Annotated in this window: 18 protein-coding genes; 8 read left to right on the top strand and 10 right to left on the bottom strand. The window is 73.2% G+C overall.

Going from position 1 to position 21786, the window contains the following annotated elements; translation table 11 throughout:
* Positions 1-10: 10 nt before the first annotated feature.
* Genes SL103_RS12600 through SL103_RS12580 form a run of 5 tightly spaced genes read right to left on the bottom strand, consistent with a single transcriptional unit; the run spans position 11 to position 5487 of the window.
* A complete protein-coding gene (locus tag SL103_RS12600; protein ID WP_069568942.1) occupies positions 11-1036 on the bottom strand; it encodes an NAD-dependent epimerase/dehydratase family protein in 1026 nt (341 codons plus the stop codon).
* The gene (locus tag SL103_RS12595; RefSeq protein ID WP_244303893.1) at positions 1033-2067 is read right to left on the bottom strand and encodes a Gfo/Idh/MocA family protein; all 1035 of its coding nucleotides are present in this window, start codon (positions 2065-2067) and stop codon (positions 1033-1035) included. Before SL103_RS12595 ends, SL103_RS12600 begins: the two co-directional genes overlap by 4 nt.
* Positions 2046-3398 carry an NDP-hexose 2,3-dehydratase family protein gene (locus SL103_RS12590; protein ID WP_069568940.1) on the bottom strand — a complete coding sequence of 451 codons (1353 nt, stop codon included), beginning with the start codon at positions 3396-3398 and terminating at the stop codon, positions 2046-2048. The genes SL103_RS12595 and SL103_RS12590 overlap by 22 nt, the downstream gene beginning before the upstream one ends.
* Positions 3395-4636 carry a cytochrome P450 family protein gene (locus SL103_RS12585; RefSeq protein WP_069568939.1) on the bottom strand — a complete coding sequence of 414 codons (1242 nt, stop codon included), beginning with the start codon at positions 4634-4636 and terminating at the stop codon, positions 3395-3397. The genes SL103_RS12590 and SL103_RS12585 overlap by 4 nt, the downstream gene beginning before the upstream one ends.
* Complete coding sequence (locus tag SL103_RS12580; protein WP_079145707.1) at positions 4633-5487, bottom strand: family 16 glycosylhydrolase; 855 nt, start codon at positions 5485-5487, stop codon at positions 4633-4635. Before SL103_RS12580 ends, SL103_RS12585 begins: the two co-directional genes overlap by 4 nt.
* 208 nt (positions 5488-5695) lie before the next feature.
* Here SL103_RS12580 and SL103_RS12575 point away from each other — a divergent pair, with 208 nt between their 5' ends.
* The 5 genes from SL103_RS12575 (at position 5696) to SL103_RS12555 (ending at position 11586) form a co-directional block, all read left to right on the top strand.
* Entirely contained in the window at positions 5696-6871 is a 1176-nt protein-coding gene (locus SL103_RS12575) for a nucleotide disphospho-sugar-binding domain-containing protein (protein ID WP_079145706.1), read from the top strand.
* A gap of 113 nt (positions 6872-6984) precedes the next feature.
* Positions 6985-7506: an allene oxide cyclase barrel-like domain-containing protein gene (locus tag SL103_RS12570; RefSeq protein ID WP_069568936.1), complete on the top strand. Its 522-nt coding sequence runs from the start codon at positions 6985-6987 to the stop codon at positions 7504-7506.
* Between the two features lie 83 nt (positions 7507-7589).
* Entirely contained in the window at positions 7590-8570 is a 981-nt protein-coding gene (locus SL103_RS12565; RefSeq protein ID WP_069568935.1) for an asparagine synthetase A, read from the top strand.
* Positions 8567-9889, top strand: a complete 1323-nt coding sequence (locus SL103_RS12560; RefSeq protein ID WP_069568934.1) for a glutamate synthase-related protein — start codon at positions 8567-8569, stop codon at positions 9887-9889. Before SL103_RS12565 ends, SL103_RS12560 begins: the two co-directional genes overlap by 4 nt.
* Positions 9886-11586: an amino acid adenylation domain-containing protein gene (locus SL103_RS12555; RefSeq protein ID WP_164492792.1), complete on the top strand. Its 1701-nt coding sequence runs from the start codon at positions 9886-9888 to the stop codon at positions 11584-11586. The genes SL103_RS12560 and SL103_RS12555 overlap by 4 nt, the downstream gene beginning before the upstream one ends.
* 132 nt (positions 11587-11718) lie before the next feature.
* Here SL103_RS12555 and rfbB read toward each other — a convergent pair whose 3' ends face one another.
* Genes rfbB through SL103_RS12535 form a run of 4 tightly spaced genes read right to left on the bottom strand, consistent with a single transcriptional unit; the run spans position 11719 to position 15522 of the window.
* Positions 11719-12705, bottom strand: coding sequence for a dTDP-glucose 4,6-dehydratase (gene rfbB, locus SL103_RS12550; RefSeq protein ID WP_069568933.1), 987 nt, complete (start codon positions 12703-12705; stop codon positions 11719-11721).
* Entirely contained in the window at positions 12702-13769 is a 1068-nt protein-coding gene (locus SL103_RS12545; RefSeq protein WP_069568932.1) for a glucose-1-phosphate thymidylyltransferase, read from the bottom strand. Before SL103_RS12545 ends, rfbB begins: the two co-directional genes overlap by 4 nt.
* Positions 13766-15085, bottom strand: coding sequence for a methylaspartate mutase (locus SL103_RS12540; protein WP_069573643.1), 1320 nt, complete (start codon positions 15083-15085; stop codon positions 13766-13768). Before SL103_RS12540 ends, SL103_RS12545 begins: the two co-directional genes overlap by 4 nt.
* A gap of 26 nt (positions 15086-15111) precedes the next feature.
* Positions 15112-15522, bottom strand: coding sequence for a cobalamin B12-binding domain-containing protein (locus SL103_RS12535; protein ID WP_347877842.1), 411 nt, complete (start codon positions 15520-15522; stop codon positions 15112-15114).
* A gap of 398 nt (positions 15523-15920) precedes the next feature.
* On the opposite strand from SL103_RS12535, the gene SL103_RS12530 reads away from it, so the two are divergent.
* Positions 15921-18020 carry a HelD family protein gene (locus SL103_RS12530; RefSeq protein ID WP_069568930.1) on the top strand — a complete coding sequence of 700 codons (2100 nt, stop codon included), beginning with the start codon at positions 15921-15923 and terminating at the stop codon, positions 18018-18020.
* Positions 18021-18095: 75 nt separating this feature from the next.
* Here SL103_RS12530 and SL103_RS12525 read toward each other — a convergent pair whose 3' ends face one another.
* On the bottom strand, positions 18096-18737 hold the full coding sequence (locus SL103_RS12525; protein ID WP_069568929.1) for a TetR/AcrR family transcriptional regulator: 642 nt from the start codon (positions 18735-18737) through the stop codon (positions 18096-18098).
* A 172-nt stretch (positions 18738-18909) separates the two neighbouring features.
* On the opposite strand from SL103_RS12525, the gene SL103_RS12520 reads away from it, so the two are divergent.
* The gene (locus tag SL103_RS12520) at positions 18910-20406 is read left to right on the top strand and encodes a DHA2 family efflux MFS transporter permease subunit (protein WP_069568928.1); all 1497 of its coding nucleotides are present in this window, start codon (positions 18910-18912) and stop codon (positions 20404-20406) included.
* A gap of 121 nt (positions 20407-20527) precedes the next feature.
* Complete coding sequence (locus SL103_RS12515) at positions 20528-21772, top strand: cytochrome P450 family protein (RefSeq protein WP_069568927.1); 1245 nt, start codon at positions 20528-20530, stop codon at positions 21770-21772.
* Positions 21773-21786: the final 14 nt, after the last annotated feature.

The raw sequence follows: 21786 nt of genomic DNA, 5'->3' as shown, positions 1-21786 counted from the left end.
CGCCTCTTCCTCATTTCCTCGCGCCCCGGCCGGACGCGTACGGCGGGTCGCCGGCCGCGAGCCACAGACACCGCAGGGAGTCGTCCAGTTCTCTGCTCGGTCGCCAGCCCAGTGCCCGGCGGGCGAGGGTGATGTCGAGCCGCTGTGCGTAGGCGGTGCCGCCCGGTGCTGCCGGGACGGCCGCCGGCTGCTGCTGTTCGACGAGCTCGGCGGGCCGGCCGCTGACCGCCAGCAGCCGCCGGACCAGGTCCCCGGCGGCGACCGAGGTGCCCCGGCCGATGTTCACGACGGGTACGGCGGCCGGCGCGGCGGCGGCCGCGACCACGGCCTCGGCCACGTCCGTGGCGTCGACGAAGTCGCGGCGGGCGGTCAGCGGGCCGAGCCGCAGGACGGCCGGGGCGCCGTGCTCCGGTACCGCGGCCAGCTCCGCGGCCACGCCGCCCAGCAGGCTGGCCCGGGGCAGTCCGGCGCCCACGGCGTTGGAGACCCGCAGCACCGTCGCCTCCAGCGCGCCGTCCCGCGCCGCGCCGAGCACGGCCTCGCTCGCCCGTGCCTTGGTCCGTCCGTAGCCGGAGACCGGCCGCAGTGCCGCCGCCTCGGTGACCGGGCCGTCGTCCAGGGGCGGCCCGTACTCGTGGACGGTGCCCAGCTGGAGCAGCCGCGGTGGCCGGGGCAGCCGGGGCAGGACGGTCAGCAGGCGGTCGACGAGCAGCACGTTGCCGCGGGCCATCTCCTCCTCGGACGCGGCCCACACCGCGCCCGCGGCGTTGACGACGACGTGCGGGGCGGCCCGGGCCAGGACGTCGGCCAGCGTGCCGGGGTCCGTGCCCGGCACGTCCAGCGCCAGCCGGCGCGGCGCCGCCGGTTCCGGGCCGCCGCCCGGCTGCCCGGTCTCCCCCGCGCGGGAGACCGCGGTGACCTGCCAGCCCGCGCGGTGGAAGGCGGTGGTGAGGTGCCGGCCGACGAAGCCGCTGCCGCCCAGGACCAGGACGTGGCGGGCCGTGCCGGGGCCGCTCCGGTGCTCGTGGGCGGTCACCGGCCCGGCTCCCGGTCCGTCGTCCCGGCGGCGCGGCGGATCTCCTCGATCAGCTCCGCCTGGCGCCGCAGCGTCCCGTGCCCGGCGGCCGGTTCACCGGTGCGGACGGCGCGGACGAAGGCGGCGAGGGTGTTGACGCACTGGTCGGCGGCGGGGGTGGGGAGGACCTCGGTGCCGTCGGCGCGGTCCAGCCGGATCTCCCCGACGTGGTCGGCGGGCGGGGTGAAGGCGCGGTCGACGGTGATCCGGCCGGTGCTGCCCAGGATCTCGTAACGGCTCACATAGGCGTGGTCGAGGCCGAAGGTGAGCTGGGCCGTCGCCCCGTCACCGGACACCAGCAACGCGCCGCCCCCGCAGTCGACCTCGGCCCCCTCGCCGGTGCGCAGGGCCGCGCCGGCGACCCGCAGATCCGGGCCGAGGAAGAACTGGGCGGCGCGCAGCGGATAGCCGCCGATGTCCAGCAGCGCGCCACCGCCCAGCTCCGCGGAGAGCCGGATGTCGCCCGGCGGCCGCCGGGGGACGGTGAAGGCGGCGGTGAACGTCTGCGGCACCCCGACGGCGCCGTCGGCGACGAGCCGGCGTACCCGTTCGTGCCGCGGGTGGTGCACGAACATCACGTTCTCTGCCAGGACCCGTTGCGAGGCGGTGGCCAGCGCGGTCAGTTCGGCGGTCTCGGCGCTGCTCGTGGTGAGCGGCTTCTCGGCGAGGACGTGCTTCCCGGCCGTGAGGGCGCGCCGGATCCACTCCGGGTGCAGGGCCGGCGGCAGTGGCAGGTACACGGCGTCGATGTCGTCGCGTTCCAGCAGGGCCTGGTACCCGGCCACCGGGGCGCAACCGAACGTGTCGGCGACCTGCCGGGCCCGGCCGGGGTCGCGGCTGGCGACGGCGGCGAGCCGGGCCCCGGGGGTCCGGAGCAGGGCCGGCAGCACCCGGCGCCGGGCGATGTCGGCACAGCCCAGGACGCCGAAGCGGAGCGGGGGTTCACGGTGCTGCGGATCGGCCACGGTGCTCATCCCAGGGTGTGCAGGCACGCCAGCAGGCTGCGGGCTTCGACATTGACGTGGCCGCCGCAGCGGACGAAGCCGGTGAGCTGTTCCACCGTCATCCACACGTGGGTGTCCGGCACGTCGTGCTCCGCGTCCGGGCCGGCCTCGGCGATCACATAGCGGGTCTCGGCGTGGTGGAAGCGCCCGCCCTCCTCGGAGTGCACGGCGTCGAAGCGCACGGCGGACGGCGGGGCGGTGCGGATCCGGTCCAGGTACGGGGATCGTTCGGCGGCGCCGTCCCGGTCGTCCCGGCCGAGTGCGCACTGCACGGTCGGGCCGATCTCCACCGTGTCGAAGGTGCCGGGCTCGGTATGGGCCTTGACCAGCACGTGCGGCACACCGTCGAGCCGACGGACGAGGAAGGCGGCCAGTCCACGGCCCGTGGGGGCCACCATGGGCTGGGTCCAGTGCGGCACCTCACGGCCGCCGGCCTCGACGTCGACACCGATGACGGTGAACGGGCCGCCCTGCCGGTGTGCGAGGCGCCCGTCGCGGTACTCCCAGTCGGCCAGGTCCGCCAGCGGAACCCGGCGCTGCACCAAGGGGTTCGCGGTCCGGGCCTCGGTGAACCAGCTGCGCAGATACGCGGTGTCGTGCCGGGCGCGGCCGTCCGGCGCGGGCCGGAAGAAACCGTCGGTCCCGGCCGCGCCGGCCGCCGGTGGGGTCGGCGGCATGCCGGACAGGACGGTGCGGGAGTCCATGTTGACGAGGTTGTCGGTGTGCAGCAGGGACCGGAGTTCGGCCAGTTCGACCCACCGGAAGTCGTCCAGGACGGGCACGTCCTCGTCCGGCTGCACCTCGACGATCATGTTGCGGTTGCGCTTCCCGAGGAACCACGCGCCCTGTTCGGACTGCAGGACGTCCAGCAGGACCCGGCCGCGGCGGGGCGCGGTGAAGTGCTCCAGGTAGGGGACGCGATTGCCCTGGTGGACGCGGGTGTAGTTACTGCGGGTGGCCTGGACGGTCGGCGAGAGCTGCAGCGTGTTGATGTTGCCCGGCTCCATCTTCGCCTGCATCAGGCAGTGCGGCACGGATCCGAACCGCTTGACGAGGATGCCGAGGATGCCGGTTTCCGGCTGCACGATGACCGGCCGGCTCCAGCGCGCCCGGCTCTCCTCGCCGACGTAGGTCCTAAGCCCCTCGACCGTGAAGAACCGACCGCTGCGGTGGACGAGGTTCCCGGTGTCCTCGTGGAACCGCCACCCGTCGAGCCGGTCCAGCGCCAGCGGCCGTACCCGGTGCTCGTGGGCGCTCTTGCGGGCCTCGAACCATTCCTGGAAAGCGGGCGCCCGCGGCGGTACGGCGGTGGTGGTCATCCGGCGCCCCCGAGGCGGACGGGCAGCGAGTGCAGGCCCCTCATCAGGGTGCTGGCCCGCCAGTACAGCTCGGTCGGCTCGGCCGCGAGCGTCATGTCCGGGTGGCGTTCCAGGAGTTGGCGGAAGGCGATCTGCGCCTCGAGGCGGGCCAGGGGCGCGCCGACGCAGTAGTGGATGCCGTGGCCGAAGGCCAGGTGGCCGCCGGGGGCGCGGGTCAGGTCGAGCCGGTCGGGGTCGGTGAAGCGCTCGCCGTCGCGGTTGGCCGACACCAGGGAGACCAGGACCAGTTCCCCGGCGGGGATGCGGACGCCGCCCAGCTCGACCTCGTCGGTGGTGTACCGGAACGTGGCGTGCTTGATGGGCCCCTCGAAGCGCAGGAACTCCTCGACCGCGCCGGGCAGCAGGGCCGGATCGTCGAGCAGGGCACGCAGCTTGGCGCGGTCGCGCAGCAGGTGGAGGGTGCCGTTGCCGATCAGGTTGGTGGTCGTCTCGTGCCCGCCGACCAGCAGCAGGAACGCCATCGGGACCAGTTCGCTGTCGGCCAGGCGGTCGCCCTCGTCGCTGGCCTGGACCAGGGCGCTGAGGATGTCGTCCTGCGGGTCGGCGCGCTTGGCCGCGGTCAGCTCGGTCAGGTAGCCGACCATCGACGCCTGGGCCGCGGCGACCTCCTCGGCGGAGGGGCCGGAGACCAGGCGCTGGGACCAGCGCGTGAAGTCGGCCCGGTCGGCCTCGGGGACGCCGAGCAGTTCACAGATGACGGTGACCGGCAGCGGGAAGGCGAACTCCTCCAGCAGGTCGACCTGTTCGCGCCCCTTCATGGCGTCCAGCAGGCCGCTGGTGATGTCCTCGATGCGCGGCCGCAGCCGGTCCACGGCGCCCGGCGTGAACGCCTTGTTGACCAGTTTGCGCAGCCGGGTGTGGTCCGGCTGGTCGGAGTGGAGCATGTGCCGGGCGAGTGCCGCGCCGAACGCGCCGCCGGCGGTGTCGGTGCCGTGCCGGGCGAACAGCGCGCTGGTGTGCTTGAGGTCGGTGCTCAGCCGGGGGTCGGTCAGCGCGGCGCGCACCGCGGAATACGTGCTGACCACCCACACCGGCAGCCCGCCGAAGAGCGGTACGCCCTTGGGGAGCGTGGTGCGGTGCACCGGGCCCTGCTCGCGCAGCCGCCGGTAGACCGCGTGCGGGTCCTGCATGAAGTCGGCGTCGCCGAAGGCGTCCGCGACCGGTGTCCGCTCGGTCATCGCGCTGCCTCCCCGGCCGCGTCGGTGGCGTCCTTGGGGCCGCGCACCGCGACGGTGATCTCGTCGATGAGCATGCCGGCGGGGAACGCGGCGGGGTCCGGGGTGCCCGGCGGCACCGGGCCGCCCGGGCTGCCGATGATGATGGCCAGGCACAGGTGTGCCGGCTGGTTGAAGAGCCAGCCCTCCGGGGTGGTGTCCTCGGGGGTCAGCTTGAGGTAGGGGCGGGCGTCGATGTGCCAGGTGACGGTGTCCGGGTCGCGGGTCCAGACCATGGAGTAGGTGTGGAAGCCGTCGCTCAGCGGGGCGCCGTCGACGGTCGCGCCGTGGCCGCCGATGCCGCAGGAGGGCAGCTGGTCGCAGGCCGGGGAGTGCAACGAGCCGTGGACCCGGTCGGGTTGGGAGCCGAGCACCTCGAACACGTCCATCTCGCCCGCCCGGAACCAGCGGTCCAGTTCGGCCTCTCCGGGCTCCGGGTGCCGCATCGGGTTGCCCCAGGCCCACAGGGCGCAGTCCAGGCCGGGCCCCGGGGCGGTGCGGACCCGCGCCTGGATGCGCAGGGCTCCGCCGCTGGGCGGCAGCAGGTCCTCCCGGCGGCTTTCGAGCCAGGCGGCCGTGAAGCCGCCCGCCGCGTCGCGGGTGGCGGTCATCGTCAGCCGGCCGGCGCCGTCGAGCGCCACGTGCGCGCTGTCGTCGGCGTGCGTCTCGACCCCGGCGCCGAAGGGGCGGCCGGTGCGCGTCAGCCAGCGGCCGGCGTCCGGCGGGGAGCCGGCCGGGCCCGTGAAGTCGTCGTGCAACAGGACGCGCCACTGCGTCGCGGAAAAGGTGCGATCTTTGGGATCGGCTGTCGTCATCGGCCTCTCGCAGCGATAGCGTACCTACGTGCATTCACCGGACTCACGGTATGCCGGGCGCCCAATGGACGTAACCCCTAGCCCCCCTGACTAACCCCTAGATTCCGGGTATTGACATCGCTGCTAGTGTCGGCGACACATCGGGGCAGCATTGTGCGCGGCCGCTTAGCGGCACCGGCACGAGTGACAACCTTTATTCGGGGGCGTAATGCGGGCGCTGTTCATGTTCCTGTCCGGCTTCAGCCATATCTCGCCATCCATTCCGTTGGCCTGGGCATTACGGTCGGCCGGGCACGAGATTCTGTACACCGGAACCGGTGAACGGACGCGAGTGGTCGCCGAATCGGGGCTCTCGATGGCCGATACGGCCCCGGAAGCGGACGTGGAAGCGGTCCTTGTGAACCGCCCCGGAACTCGGTCCGGGACGCCCGGGGAAACCGAAGGGGAAAGCGAGCGCATCGCCCATCTTTCGGGGATGTTCGACCCCGCCAAGATTATCGACGCGCGGGACGCGGCACGCATCGCCGAAACGTTCGCGGGTTTTGCCGAACTCACCCTGGACGGCGACCTGGAAATCGCCCGGCGCTGGCGCCCGGACGTCATCATCCATGAGCCGTCACATATCGGAGCCCCTCTGGTGGCCACCCGGCTCGGAATTCCCCGGGTGCAGCTGGAGATTCATCTCCAGGGCGTCGACCGCTTCTTCCACCCGCAGTTCACCCGCTGGCTGGCCGCGCATCACGGCGTACCCGCCGTCGAACCGCCCGCCGTCGCCATCGGCATGGCGCCGCCCAGCGTCGTCGCGCCGGAGCCCACCACCCGGCCGATGCGCTATCTGCCGCACAACGGCGGCGGGCTCCTCCCGGACTGGGTGACCCGGCCGGCCGGACGCCCCCGGGTGTGCCTCACGCTGGGCACGGTGGTCCCCGGCGTGGACGGCGTGGGCCACCTCAAGCGGGTGGTGCACGAAGCGGCCCGTACCGGCGCGGAGATCGTGCTGGCAGTCGGCGACAGCGACCTGTCGGCGCTGGGCGACCTCCCCGCCAACGTCCGCCCCACCGGCTGGATCCCGCTGCACGAACTCCTGCCGACCTGTGCCGCCGTGGTGCACCACGGCGGCGACGGGACGACCTTCACCGCGCTGGCCCGCGGCGTACCGCAGCTGATCGTGCCGCACGGCAACGAACAGCTGCTCAACACCAAGGCGGTGGCCAGCCGCGGGGTCGGCGTCGGCGTCGAGCTGGACGCCTTCACCACCGATCACCTCTCGGCGCTGCTGGAGGACGCGGCCTACCGCGCCGCCGCCGAGGAGGTGCGGACGGAGATCGAGGCCATGCCCGCACCGGCGGACACCGTGCCCTCCCTCGTACGCCTCCTGTCCTGACGGCCCGGACCACCCCGAGCACTCCCGACCGCCCGCCCGTTCCCGCTGCTGTGCCCGTCCCCAGCACCGCGCGGCGTGCCCCGGTACGCCGCGCACAACGTCCCGGAGGAATCATGAAACGAGTCGTCCTCGGCCTCGGTGCCGCCGCCCTGGCCCTTGCCGCAACCGTCGGCGTGGCGGTGGCCGACCCCGGTGGCTCCGCCGCCCCGAGACCCTCCCTGGTGGTGGAGGAGCAGATCACCGACATCGCGATACCGGCGGACGCGAAGGTGGGCACCTCGTTCACCAGCTACGCCGACATCACCGACACGGCCCGGAAGAAGATCGGTGAGACCGGCGGCCAGTGCGCCATCGTCAAGGCCCACTTCGAGGGCCACATGTGGGCGGCCCAGTGCACCAGCATGTGGAAGCTCCCCGGCGGCCAGCTCAGCGTGAGCCAGCTGCTGCCCTTCGACACCGTCACCGGCGCGAAGAAGGCCCGTCCCGGCGCCGCCGCCGACTACTCCTTCGAGGGCGTGGTCACCGGCGGGTCCGGCAAGTACCGCGGCGCCCGCGGCGATGTCCGCTTCAGCCAGGTCCAGGACGCGCCCAGCGGATTCTTCGGGTTCCGGGCGGAGTTCGCCCTCCGCCCCTGAACGCCCCCGCCCCGCCCCGAACCTCACCGGCCGCACCACGCGCGGGCCCCCGGCCCCGTCAGCACCCCACGGAGTAAAGGCACATGAGCCAGCTGCCGCCCTCACCCCGGAAGCACCTCGACAGCCCCCGCACCCGCGCCGTTCTGCGCATCCAGCAGCAGATCGTCTCCGCGGCCCGCGACCATCTGCGCGCGCTCGGCTTCGTCGAGCTGCTGCCGCCCGTCATCGGCCCGGCCACCGACCCGGGCGGACGCGGCGCCAAGCAGGTCGACGTCGACTACTACGGGCACCGCTACAAGCTGATGACCAGCGCCATCATGTACAAGCAGGCGGCGCTGCTGACCTTCGACAAGATCTTCTGCGTGGCGCCCAACGTCCGCCTGGAGCCCCCGGAGACCTGCTCGACCCAGCGGCACCTCGCCGAGTTCCACCAGTTCGACGTGGAGATCGCGGGCGCCGGCGCGCAGGACGCGATGGGCGTCGCCGAGGACCTCGTCCGTGCCGCGGTGCGGACGGTCACCGAGCAGCTGCCCGAGGACCTCGACGTGCTCGGCCGGGACCCGGACGCCTTCACCGACCTGCTCGCCCGGCCCTTCGACCGCCTCAGCCACGCCACGGCGGTCGCCGATCTGGCCGTCCTCGGACACGAGCAGAACCCGGACGCGGAGATCGACTGGGAGGGCGAGGCGATGCTGTCCCGCAAGGCCACCCGCCCGTTCTTCGTCACCGGCTACCCGAAGGGCTCGCGCGGTTTCTACGACCGCGAGGACCCCGAAGTGCCCGGCACCCTGCGGAACTTCGACCTGCTGGCGGCCGAGGGATTCGGCGAGCTGATCAGCGGCGCGGAGCGGGAGTTCGACCACGCGCGGATCGTCACCCGGATGCGGGAGACCGGCGAGAACCCCGGCAAGTACCAGCACTTCCTGGAGGTGGCCCGGGAAGGCATTCCGGCCAGTGCCGGGTTCGGCATCGGCATCGAGCGGCTGACCCGCTACGTGTGCGGCCTGGACGCGGTCTGGGAGGCCACCGCGTTCCCGAAGATCCCCGGCGTGGTGTCGTTGTGACCGGCGCCGGCGGCCTGTCGGCCCCGGGGTTCCCCGAGGCGGCGGTGCGTGAGCGGGCCCGCTCGGGCACCGCCGCGGCCTTCCCGCCGCTGTCCGGCTACGGACACGCGCTGCTCGGCGCGACCCCCGGCGCACCCGAAGCGGGCGCCCCGTACGGCGCGCCCGGTGACCTGCTGGAGACCGGGCGTCTGGTGCCGCCGGTGTTCATGCCGCGGCGGCTGGAAAAGCTCATCGAACTCGGCCGCGAGCCCCAGCACTCCGATGTCGACCTGACCACCGACATCGGCGGCTTCCACGCCCCACTGCCGCTGTACGTCTCGGCGTTCGGCTCGACCCGCGCCGCCGGCGACGGCCTCGGCACCGCCGTCGGCCGGCAGGCGGGACGCCTCGGCCTGCCCCTGGTCATCGGGGAGAACGTGCTGCCCGTCAGCGGCTACGGACGGCCCGGCACCGCGTCCGACGGCGCCGGCGCCGCCTCCGGCCTGCTGCGCCGCATCCGCGCGTACGCCGACGAACTGCCCGACGGCGCCGGTGGCGTCGCCGTGCAGCAGAGCACCGAGGACGCCGACGCCGAGGTGTGGAACCTGCTGCACAGCGACCCGCACGTCCAGCCGCTGCTGGCCTCCGGGCGGCTGGCCTTCGAGCTCAAGGTCGGCCAGGGCGCCAAACCGGGCCTGGGCGGGATGACGCTGGTGGACGCGGCCGAAGCGGACCGGCTGGCCGACCGCTACCGGGTGCGGGACACCCTCGGCGAGAAGGGCGACGTGCTGCGCTGCAGCGCACCGGGGACCGTCACCGAGGAGATCCTGCGCCAGCAGATCCGCTTCATGCGCAGCAACTATCCGCGGGTCCGGGTATGGGTGAAGCTCTTCCCGGGCCGGGACGTGGACCGGGCCGCGGCGGTGGCATGGCAGGCCGGTGCCGACGCGGTGACCGTCGACGGCGCCGAGGGCGGCACCGGCTGGGCACCGCACGCCTTCCTCGACGGAGTCGGGCTGCCCCTGGGCGAGTGCCTGCGCCGGATCGGTCCGGGGGCGCACCCGCTGCTGGTCAGCGGGCGGATGTGGGAGGGCGGCCGGGTGGCCAGGAGCCTGGCCCTGGGTGCCCGCGCGGCCGGTCTGGGCCGGGCGGCGCTGCTGGCCGCGGACGAGGACCCGGACCGCGGGCTGATCCGGCTGACCGCCTGCCTGGAGCTCGAACTGCGGCTCCTGGTCAGTGCCTTGGGCAAGTACGCGGTGGCCGAACTGGCCCCGGAGGACCTGTGGCCGCAGCCGGCCGCCGAGCGGCGGCCGGACCCGACGACGAGGGAGCCCTCGTGAGCAATCCGTTCGAGGAGTACGACGGCGGCCATGTGGTCCTCACGGACTCCCTGGGCCGCCACAGCCTGTGGCCCGCCGGCATCGCGGTACCCGCCGGCTGGTCGTTGACCCACGGCACCGACACCCGGGAGGGCTGCCTGGCGCACATCGAGCGCCACTGGAGCGACCTGCGGCCCACCGGGCCCGCCGGGCAGCGGGCGCCCGCCGGGGCGTGCGTGCACGAGCTGTTCGAGGCGCAGGCCGCGCGGGGCCCCGACGCCGTCGCCCTGGTCCACGAGGCCGAGGAGCTGACCTACGGCGCGCTCAACGAGCGGGCCAACCGTCTCGCGCACCGGCTGGCCGGTCTCGGCGTCGCACCGGGCACGCTGGTCGGCGTCCATCTGGAGCGCGGCTTCGACATGGTGGTGGCGCTGCTGGCGGTGCTCAAGGCGGGCGGCGGCTACACCATGCTCGACCCGCAGTTCCCGGTGGAGCGGCTGGCCCTGTCCCTGGAGGAGACCGGCGCGCCACTGCTCGTCACCTCGCGGCCGCTGGGCGGCCGGCTGACGGCCGCGACGACCCTGTACGTCGAGGACGAGGCCACGTCCGACGCCCCCGCCGGGAACCTCGCCACCGGGGTCGGCCCGGAGGACGTCGCCTGCGTGATGTTCACCTCCGGCTCCACCGGCCGGCCCAAGGGCGTGATGTCCCCGCACCGCGCCCTGACCGGCACGTATCTCGGGCAGGACTACGCGGGGTTCGGCCCCGACGAGGTCTTCCTGCAGTGCTCCCCGGTGTCCTGGGACGCCTTCGGCCTGGAGCTGTTCGGTGCCCTGCTGTTCGGCGCGCGCTGTGTGCTGCAGTCCGGCCAGAACCCGGACCCGCTGGAGATCGGCGAGCTGGTGGCGCGGCACGGGGTGACCATGCTTCAGCTCTCGGCGAGCCTGTTCAACTTCCTGGTGGACGAGGTGCCGGAGGCGTTCGAGGGGGTCCGCTACGCGATCACCGGCGGCGAGCCGGCGTCCGTCCCGCACATCGCCAAGGCCCGCCGGGACCACCCGGCGCTGCGGCTCGGCAACGGCTACGGCCCGGCCGAGAGCATGGGCTTCACCACCCACCACGCGGTCGTCGCCGAGGACCTGTCGGGCACCGCCCTGCCGATCGGCCTGCCCCTCGCCGGCAAGCGGGCCTACGTCCTGGACGACGAGCTCAAACCCGCGGTGAACGGGGCGCTGGGCGAGCTGTACGTGGCGGGCGCCGGGCTGGCCCACGGCTATGTCAGCCGGCCGGCGCTGACCGCTGAGCGGTTCGTCGCCGATCCCTTCGCCGGTCCGGGCGGGGAGCGGATGTACCGCACCGGCGACCTGGCCCGGCGGCGGGCGGACGGGGTGCTGGAGTACGTGGGGCGCGCCGACGACCAGGTCAAGATCCGCGGCTTCAGGGTCGAGCCGGGCGAGGTGGAGGCACGACTGGTCGGCCACCCCGCGGTGCGGCAGGCGGCGGTGCTGGCCCAGGAGTCGCGGCTCGGCGACAAGCAGCTGGTCGCGTACGTGGTGGCCGAGCGGGCGGACGCGCCTCCGGGCGCGGCGGAGCTGCGCCGGCATGTGGCCGAGGCGCTGCCCGCGTACATGGTGCCGGTGGAGTTCGTGCCGGTGGACGTGCTGCCGCGGACGCCGAACGGGAAGCTGGACCGGCGGGCGCTGACCGGCGTGGGCTGAGCCGCGGCGGAACCACCGGTGGTGTACGGCGAAGGAGCCGGCCCGCGCGGCGGGCCGGCTCCTTCGGTGTCGGTGGGCGGCGCGGCCCCCGGAACGGCGCGGGTGGTCGCCGTCCTGGCCGCGCCGCCCGGCTCACAGTCCCGCGCGGTGCTTGAGCGGCTCCCACCACTCGCGGTGCGTGCGGTACCAGTCGATGGTCTCGGCCAGGGCGGAGTCGAAGTCGCGGCGCGGCGCGTACCCCAGCTCGGTGCGGATCTTCGTCCAGTCCACCGAGTAGCGCCGGTCGTGGCCCTTGCGGTCCGCGACGTGGTCGACCCGGTCCCAGTCGGCGTCGCACGCCTCCAGCAGGCGCCCGGTCAGGGCCATGTTGGACAGCTCCGTGCCGCCGCCGATGTTGTAGACCTCGCCGGGGCGGCCCTTGGTGCGCACCAGCTCGATGCCCCGCACATGGTCGTCGATGTGCAGCCAGTCGCGGATGTGCAGGCCGTCGCCGTACAGCGGGACCTGCTTGCCGTCCAGGAGGTTGGTGACGAACAGCGGGATGAGCTTCTCGGGGAAGTGGTGGTGGCCGAAGTTGTTGGAGCACCGCGTGACGCGTACGTCGAGGCCGTGGGTGCGTCCGTAGGCCAGGGTGATCAGGTCGCTGGACGCCTTGGCGGCGGCGTACGGGGAGTTGGGGGCGACGGGGTGGCTCTCGGTCCAGGAGCCGGCGTCGATGGAGCCGTAGACCTCGTCGGTCGAGATGAGGACGAAGGTGCCGAAGGAGTCCTGGTGGTGCAGCGCCGCGTCCAGCAGGGTCTGGGTGCCGACGACGTTGGCCATGATGAAGTCGGACGCGCCGGTGATGGAGCGGTCGACGTGTGACTCCGCGGCGAAGTGCACCACGGTGTCGTGGTCGGCGACGAGCTTGTCGACCAGCCCCGCGTCACACACGTCGCCGTGGACGAAGGTGAACCGCGGGTCGTCCCACACGGTGGCGAGGTTGGCGGTGTTGCCGGCGTAGGTGAGCTTGTCCAGCACGGTCAGCCGGCCGCAGTCCGCGGCACCGGGGGTGCCCAGGAGCGTCCGGACGTAGTGCGAGCCGATGAATCCGGCGCCTCCCGTGACCAGGATGTTCATGACGCGATCTGCACGGTGCTGTGGTCGCCGAGGACGAGGCGGTGGGTGCGGGGGCCGTGCGAGGCCGGGCTGACCTCCACGTTGCGTCCGATCAGCGAGGCGGCGATGCGGCGCACCCCGGTGATGCGGGTCTCTGGCAGGACGACGGAGTACTCGACCTCGCAGTCGTCGAGCCGGCAGCGCTCGCCGATGGAGGTGAACGGGCCGACGTAGGAGCCGGTGATCCGGCTGTCCGCGCCGATCACGACGGGGCCGACGATGCGCGAGCCGCGGATCTGCGACCCGGCCTCGACCACGACCCGGCCGATGATCTCGCTGTGCTCGTCGACCAGCCCGTCCAGCCGGGGTTCGGCGCTCTCCAGGACGGTGCGGTTGACCTCCAGCATGTCCACCACGCTACCGGTGTCCTTCCAGTAGTCCTCGATGAGGGTGGAGTCCACCCGCCGCCCGGTGTCGATCAGCCGTTGCAGGGCGTGGGTGATCTCCAGCTCGCCCCGCCGGGAGGGCTGGATGTTCCGCACCGCTTCGTGGACGGCCGGGGTGAACAGGTACACGCCGACCATGGCGAGGTCGCTGCGGGGCCGCTCCGGCTTCTCCTCCAGCCCCACGACCCGCCCGTCCGGGCCGAGCTCGGCGACGCCGAAGGCGCCGGGGTCGGCCACCCGGGTCAGCAGGATGTGCGCGTCGGGCCGTTTGACCTGGAAGTCCTCAACGAGTCCGGTGATCCCGCCGCAGATGAAGTTGTCGCCGAGGTACATGAGGAAGTCCTCCTCCCCCAGGAAGTCCCGGGCGACCAGGACCGCGTGGGCCAGGCCGAGCGGGGCGTGCTGCGGGATGTAGGTGACCTTCAGGCCGAACCTCGATCCGTCCCCGACCGCCGCGCGGATCTCCGCCGCGGTGTCGCCGACGACGATGCCGACGTCGATGATCCCGGCGCGGGCGATCGACTCCAGGCCGTAGAACAGCACGGGCTTGTTGGCCACCGGCACCATCTGCTTGGCCGAGGTGTGGGTGAGCGGACGCAGTCTGGTCCCGGTCCCGCCGGCCAGCACGAGTGCTCTCATCGGTCTTCGACCGCCTTTCCGCGCGGGTGCCCGCGCAGCTCGCCGTACGGGTCGCCGTCGAAGGTGCGGCGCACATAGGACAGGGCGCTCATCAGCTCGCCGGAGGTGACCGGCCGGCTGCGGCCGGCCCCGACCAGCGGGGCCAGCGGGAGCGAACCGACGTCGGCCCAGCGCAGCCGGCCGTCGTGGTCCAGATAGCTCCGGCTGCGGCCGGCGTTGTCGGGGTGGAGGCAGTAGGGGATGTCCAGCAGTCCGCGCTTGAACGCCTGCACCAGGGCCCGGCCGATGTCCGGGGCGGCGTTGAGCACCGCGTCGATGAGGGCGTACGCCTCGGCGTGCACCTGGGAGTCGTCGTCGGCGCCCGCCGGGGCCTCCGCGCGGTGGCCGCGGGCGGTGCGGCCCGCGTGTTCCAGCGCGGCGACGTTCTCGGCGACCGTCGGGATGCGGTCGGCCTCCGCCTCGGTCTTGACGATGAGCCGCTCGGCCCCGGTGGCCCGGGCCAGCCGCGTGGCCTCGCCGAGCAGCGCCCGGGCGCCGTCCGCGGTCTGCGGGAACAGGCCCATGTAGGCATAGACCACGATGTGCACGTCCGCGTCGGGCAGCAGCCGCGCGCACAGTACGCGCAGGGCCCGGACCGCCTCCCGGTCCTGGCCGGGGTGACTCTGCTGGGCGTAGCTCACCGAAATGCTGCGCAGGCCGTGGCGGTGGAAGAACAGCGCCTCCAGGACGCTGAGCGCCACCAGCTGGCCGGGCGGGCACAGCTGCCCGAGCATGCAGCCGCCGAAGGTCTCCAGGTGCGGCCGCACGCCCGGCCGCCGCGGTTCGGCGAACTCCTCACAGCACCGTGCCCAGCTGTCGACGGACTTCTCCAGCGGCGTACGGCCGTAGGGCAGGCAGTAGGAGACCGGTCCGCCCTCGGTCGCCGAGAGCCCGGCGGCGGTCAGGGCCGTGAAGATGTGGCCGGGATCGGCCGAGCCGTGCCGGACCTGTACGGGGAAGTCGTCGGCCGCGATGCCCGCGAGGACCTGCGCGGTGGTCTCCCGGGGGTGCGTCGCGAGGGGGTAGCCGTTGAGCGCGATGCCCGCGCGCAGGGCGTCGCGGGCCGCCGCCAGGTCGCCGACGCGGGTGTAGCTGTCGACGGTGAGGGTGCCCACGGTGGTGGCCGCGGCGCGCCGGGTGGCCAGCAGTCCGGCCCGCATCCGCGCGGGATCACTGAATCCCATGCGCGGTTGGACGACGAGTTCGCCGGCTGCGGCCCGGCGGCGCACGAACTCACCGAAGCCGGTGGAATTACCGGCCGTTCCGTCTTCCGTCACGTGTGACGGAAGACGGAATTCGACGTTCATGAGGCGACTCGTTCGAAGACATGACTCAGATAGCGCTCGAATTCCGGTACGGCATCGGGTCCGTCGGGGAACACCGCGTCAAATCCGGCGTCCAGCAGCTGGTCCGCGCGCAGTCCGTCCCGCGCGCCGGATATCCCGAGCTTCCCGCCGATCACCATCCGGGTCCGGGCGAGCGCCGGGCGCCGGCGCAGTTGCCCGACGACGCGCAGGCCGTCCTGATATCCGTGCCCGTTCACGCTGCTGATGACCACCATGGCCGGGGCGCGGTCCAGGCATTCGGCGACGAGCAGTTCATCGGGTACGCAGGCACCGAGATTCACCACCTGGAAACCGTGCTCTTCCAGCAGGAGTTGGAGATAGACGAGGTTCCAGGTGTGGGCGTCGGAAGCGAGACTGCTGACGATCACCACTCCACTGTGCCGTGCGTCGTCGCATGCGCGCTCCATTGCCTTGCCCATCCACCCACCCCGAATACTCGGACTCGCAAAACCTGTGTGCCGCTTTCGCAGGCTAGCCCGCTGAAAGAGCGCCCCAAAACCCCTACAGCCCCTATCTGCGTGGCCGGGCAGGGGTGTTGGCCGGCGCCCGCGGGACACGGAGGGGGCGGCTCCGGGCCCGCCTCCGCGGGGCGGACGCGACGGCGCGGCCCGCCCCCGGGACCGCCGCCCCCGCACAGGGGCAACCCGGTAAGTCTCTTAACCCGGTTCAGTTATGCTGTGCGCGTCAACCACCGCCGGCGCCGTACCGCGTACGGACGGCGCGGACGCAGCACAGCAAGGCGGTCACTGCGGAAAGGTCGCGATCGATGACGTCATACGCCCAGGACGCGTACACCCCGGACTCCCGCGCCGGCGATGCCGCCGGGCTGGACGACGAACTCGCCGAGGAGCGGCGGTACGTCGCCCTGTGCCGGGACGCGATGACCCGGCAGGTCGAGGACGCGGGCCTGCAGGTCACCGAGGGGCAGGACGTCTCGGGGGACGGCGCGAGCGCGGAGGCGCTGGGCCGTTACCTGCGCACCCGTGCGCGGGACATGGCTCAGGAGCCGGACAGCCCGCTCTTCTTCGGCCGGCTGGACTTCGACGACGCGCCGGAGACCGGGGACCACCGCCGGCAGCGCTACTACATCGGGCGCCGCCGGGTCTCGGAGCACCCGGCCGCGCCGCCGCTGGTCGTCGACTGGCGGGCGCCGGTCTCGCGCACCTTCTATCAGGCGAGCGCCCTGGAGCCGCAGGGCGTCGCGGTCCGCAGGCGCTTCGGCTGGGCACCGCTCAGCAGCGGCGAGCCGAAGGACCTGACGGGCATGGAGGACGAGCACCTCGACCGGCAGGAGGACGTACCGGCCGGGGCGAGCCGGATCGTCGCGGCCGAGATCGAGCGCCCGCGCACCGGCCCGATGCGCGACATCGCCGCCACCATTCAGCCGGAGCAGGACGACCTGGTGCGCCGTGAACTGGCCGACTCGGTGTGCATCCAGGGGGCACCGGGCAGCGGGAAGACCGCGGTCGGTCTGCACCGTGCGGCCTATCTGCTGTACACCTACCCGCAGCGGCTGCAGCGCAGCGGTCTGCTGATCATCGGCCCCAACCAGACGTTCCTGCGCTACATCGCCCAGGTGCTCCCGGCGCTCGGCGAGATCGACATCGCGCAGTGCACGGTGGAGGACGTGGTGGCCCACCACCCGGTCCAGGCCGTCGACGGTGAACTGGCGGCGGCCGTCAAGCAGAGCCACCGAATGGCGGCCGTACTGGAGCGCGCCCTGTACAGCCGGGTCACCGCGGTCCCCGACGGCATCACCGTCCCCGACGGCTCCTACCGCTGGCGGGTGTACGGCGACGAGTTGAGCCGCATCGTCGAGGAGGTCCGCGAGCAGGCGCCGCCGTACGCGGTGGGGCGGGAACACGTCCGTTCGCGGGCGGTGTCGCTGGTGCAGGAGCAGGCCGAGCGCCGGGCGGGTCCCAAGAACATGACCTGGCAGCGGAAGATCGGCCGTTGCCGCCCGGTCGCGGCTTTCCTGGACGCCGTGTGGCCCACGGTCCGCGCGGAGGAGGTGGTCGCCGGCCTGCTGGGCGATGCCGAGGCGCTGGCCCGGGCGGCGGACGGGCTGCTGGACGCCGACGAGCAGGCGGCGCTGGTGTGGGACAGGCCGCCGCGGTCGGTCAAGAGCGCCAAGTGGTCCGCCGAGGACCTGCTGTTGATCGACGAGGTCGCCGGCCTGATCGAGCGGCCCGGCAGCTTCGGCCACGTGGTCGTCGACGAGGCCCAGGACCTCTCCCCCATGCAGTGCCGGGCCATCGCCCGCCGCAGCGGCTTCGGTTCGCTCACCGTCCTGGGCGACCTGGCCCAGGCCACCGCGCCGTGGGCGGCACGCTCCTGGGCCGAGCAGCTGGCGCATCTGGGCAAGACCCAGGGGACGGTCACCGAACTCACCACCGGCTTCCGGGTGCCGGCCGCCGTGATGTCCCTGGCCAACCGGCTGCTGGGCGCGCTCGACGTGGACGTGCCGCCGGCCCGGTCCCTGCGTCAGGACGGCGAGTTGACGGTCCGCCAGGTGCCGGACCTGCTGTCCGCGACGGTCGACGCCGCGCGCCGGGCGCTGACGCAGGAGGGGGCCATCGCGGTGATCACCGCGGACGCCGAGGCGGAGCGGACGGCCGAGGCGCTGCGGGCGGCGGGCCTGGAGGTCGCCACCTCCGAGGACGTCGGTACGGCGGCGCGGCTCGCGGTCCTGCCGGCGAAGGTCGTCAAGGGCCTGGAGTACGACCACGTGATCGTCGTGGAGCCCTCGGCCATCGTGGCGGCCGAGCCGCGGGGCCTGCACCGGTTGTACGTGGCCGTGACGCGTGCGGTGTCCCGCCTCGACGTGCTGCACGCGGACCCGCTGCCGGAGCCGCTGGCCGGCTGACGCGACAGCGAAAGGAGCACGCCCCGGATCCGGGGCGTGCTCCTTCTTGTGGTGCGCCGGTGCGGCTGCGGGCCGTCAGGCGGTGCGGGCGGCCGAGGGGCCGGCGAGCCCCCACTCCAGCAGCGCGAAGGCATGGTCGGCGTCGGCGACCGCCTGCGGGTAACTGCCGTCCGCCGTGGCGCCGTCGACGATCCGCTGCCAGTTGGCCGCGGCCAGGATGCGCTGGGCGGCGACGACCTGACCGGCCAGCAGCCGGGGCGTGAGGTCGGCGGGCCCGGCGTCGAACGCCTCCGCCAGCGCCTGCGCCAGCGCGTCCTCGGCGCGGCTCTGGTACTGCACCACGCGGGTGAGCAGGCTGGGCGTGGAGTAGACCAGTCCGTGGAAGTCGAGGACCTCCTGCTCGTCGTTCAGTCCCGTGATGGGGTCGCGGCGGGCCAGTCCGTCGACGAAGTGCTGGTGCAGGGCGGCGAGCGGCGAGACGCCGGAGCGGCGCTCGCGCACGATGTCGCCCGCCACCGTCTCGTGGTCGGCGAAGCGGTGCACCACCAGGTCTTCCTTGGTCGGGAAGTACTTGAACAGCGTCGGCTTGGAGACCTCGGCCGTCGCCGCCACGTCCACGACCGAGACCTGGTCGAACCCGTGCTGGAGGAACAGCGAGATCGCGGCGTCGGAGATCGCCTGCCGCGTCCGCTGCTTCTTGCGCTCCCTGAGCCCCATCGGCTCGTCTCGCTCTTCCACCCCTGCACCCTAACACGAGGCTAACCGGGTCAAGGAGGTGACCAGGTTTACATCTTGACTCGGTTAAGCAATTGGGTTTTACTGCTGCTACCGCAGTCCGGTGCCGCGCCGGCCTGCGTCAACGAGCGCGGGAAGACGAAAGAGGAGCGACATGACGCAAGCGACCGCGGCCTCGACCACGAGGCAGGCGCGCTTCCGGTGGTGGGGCCTGGCGGTGATCGGGATCGCCCAGCTGATGGTCATGCTGGACACCACGATCGTGAACATCGCCCTCCCTTGGGCCCAGCGCTCCACGGGCATGTCGGACGCGGACCGGCAGTGGGTGATCACCGCCTACACCCTCGCCTTCGGCGGACTGCTGCTGCTGGGCGGCCGGATCGGTGACCTCATCGGGCGCAAGCGGGCCTTCGTCATCGCGGTCGCCGGATTCACCGCCGCCTCCGCGGCCGGCGGCGCCGCGCCGACCGCCGCGGTCCTGGTCGGCTCCCGCGCCGCCCAGGGACTCTTCGCCGCGCTCCTCATCCCCGCGACCCTCGCGATGCTCACCACGACGTTCACCGAGCCCCGGGAGCGCGCCAAGGCGTTCGGCGTCTTCAGCTCGGTGGCCGCGGCCGGCGGCGCGCTGGGGCTGCTCTGCGGCGGCGTGATCACCCAGTACCTCAACTGGCGCTGGTGCCTGTACGTCAACGTCCCCATCGGCATCCTGGTCGCCGTCGGCGCCTGGCTGCTGCTGCCCGGCCTGCCGGCCCAGCGGGGCGTGCGGATCGACGTCCCCGGCGCGGTGCTCTCCAGCGGCGGCATGGTGGCGCTGGTCTACGGCTTCAGCGAGGCCGCGGACGAGGGCTGGGGATCCGGCCGGGTGGTCGGCCTGCTGGTGGCCGCGCTGGTGCTGCTGACCGCCTTCGTGGTGCTGCAGGCCAAGGTCCGCGATCCCCTGCTGCCGCTGCGGGTGCTGGCCGAGCGCAACCGCGCCGGTGGCTTCCTCACCATCGCGCTGGCCATGGTCGGCATGTTCGGGCTGTTCCTGATCATGACCTACCAGCTCCAGGTGGTCATGCACTACTCACCGGCCCGCGCCGGGCTGGCGCTGCTCCCGGCGACCCTGGCGACGGTGCTCACCACGACGCAGGTCACCGCCCGGCTCATGCCGCGGGTGCCGGTGCGGCTGCTGGTGGCGCCGGGGCTGCTGCTGGCCGCGGCCGGACTGTTCAACCTCGGCCGGCTGACCCCGGAGAGCCCGTACGCGTCGACGCTGCTGCCCACCCAGATCCTGCTCGGCGCCGGACTGGGCCTGGTGATGACGCCGTGCGTCAACATCGCGACGAACAAGGTGCCGCCCACCGACGTCGGTGTGGTCTCGGCGTTCGTCAGCACCTCGCAGCAGATCGGCGGCTCGATCGGGACGGCGCTGCTCAACACGATCGCGACGAGCGTGACGGCCACCGCCCTGGCCTCCCGGGCTCCCGGAGCCGCGGCCACCGCGGAGGCGACCGTGCACGGCTACGCGGTGGCGAGCCTGTGGGCCGGCGGGATCCTGCTGGTCACCGCGGTCGTCGCGGCGGCCCTGATCAAGGTCGACCTGCGGACGCCGGCTCCGGGCCGGGCCCCGGCCGCGCCCGCCAAGGAGGAAGTCGCCCCGGGCACCTGACCACAGCACACCACGAGCCAGCAGTCGCCGGGTTCCCCCGGCCCAGCGGCTGCCACCGGCCGCCCCACCGTTCCTTTGCTCCGGTGGGGCGGCCACATCCTTTCCGTGGAGGAAGTGCCACATGTCAGAGAACCCGGTCCGATCACGCCTCCGGCAGCTCGACGCCGCCTTCATGCAGGACCCGCATTCCCTCTACGCCGAACTGCACCGCGACGGCCCGGCACACCGGGTCGTCCTCCCGCCGGACCTCCCGGTCTGCGGCGGCCTGCCGGTGTGGGTCGTGACCGGCCACGCCACGGTGCGCGCGGCGCTCGCCGACCCCCGGCTCAGCACCGATCTGCGCCGGACGGACCCTCTCTTCGCGCAGAACGCACCGGACAGCGACAAGCGCGGCGCCTTCTCCGCCTCCCTCGCCACACACATGCTGCACAGCGACCCCCCGGACCACACCAGGCTCCGCCGGCTCGTCAACAGCGTGTTCACCACCCGCGCCGTCGAGCGGCTCCGCCCCGCCATCGAGCGCCTCACCCACCACCTGCTGGACGGTCTGGACGGCGAGGACGTCGTGGACCTCCTGGACCGCTTCGCGTTTCCGCTGCCGATCGCGGTGATCTGCCTGCTGCTGGGGATACCGGCCGGGGAAGAGGCGGTCTTCAGCGCCTGGTCCAGGGCGCTGGTCGCCGGTGGCACCTCGGAAGCGGCCGCCACCGCCTCGGCCGAACTGACCGGCTATCTGCGCGACCTCATCGAGCGCAAGCGCCACGCGCCGTCCGACGACGTGCTGTCCATGCTGGTGGCCGCCCGCGACGACGAGGACCGGCTGAGCGAGACCGAGCTGCTGTCGATGACGTTCCTGCTGCTGGTCGCCGGTCACGAGACCACCGTCAACACCCTGGGCAACGGGGTGTTCCATCTGATGGCGGACCGCGACCAGTGGGAGAAGCTGCTCGCCGACCGGTCGCTGCTGCCCACCGCGGTCGAGGAATTCCTGCGGATCGAGGGCCCGTTGAAGCACGCCACGTTCCGCTGCGCCACGCAGGGCGTACGCATCGGCGACGTGGACATCCCCGCCGGGGACTTCGTGCTGCTGTCGCTGGCCTCCGCCAACCGCGACCCGCGGCGGTTCCCCCGGCCGCACGACCTGGACGTCTCCCGCGCGGACGGCGGCCACCTGGCGTTCGGGCACGGCATCCACCACTGCCTGGGCGCGCCGCTGGCCCGGCTGGAGGCCCGGATCGCCTTCGACGCGCTGCTCCAGCGCTTCCCCGGGATGGAACTCGCGGTCCCACCGGGCGAGTTGCGCTGGCGGTCCAGCACGCTCATCCGCGGCCTCCGGACGCTCCCGGTCCGTCTGCACCGCGCCTGAGACGGGCCGGAACG

Source organism: Streptomyces lydicus, assembly GCF_001729485.1.
Classification (GTDB): Bacteria; Actinomycetota; Actinomycetes; order Streptomycetales; family Streptomycetaceae; genus Streptomyces; species Streptomyces lydicus_D.
The sequence above is the reverse complement of the archived record's forward strand: the minus strand, read 5'-3'. Positions and strand labels throughout refer to the sequence as shown.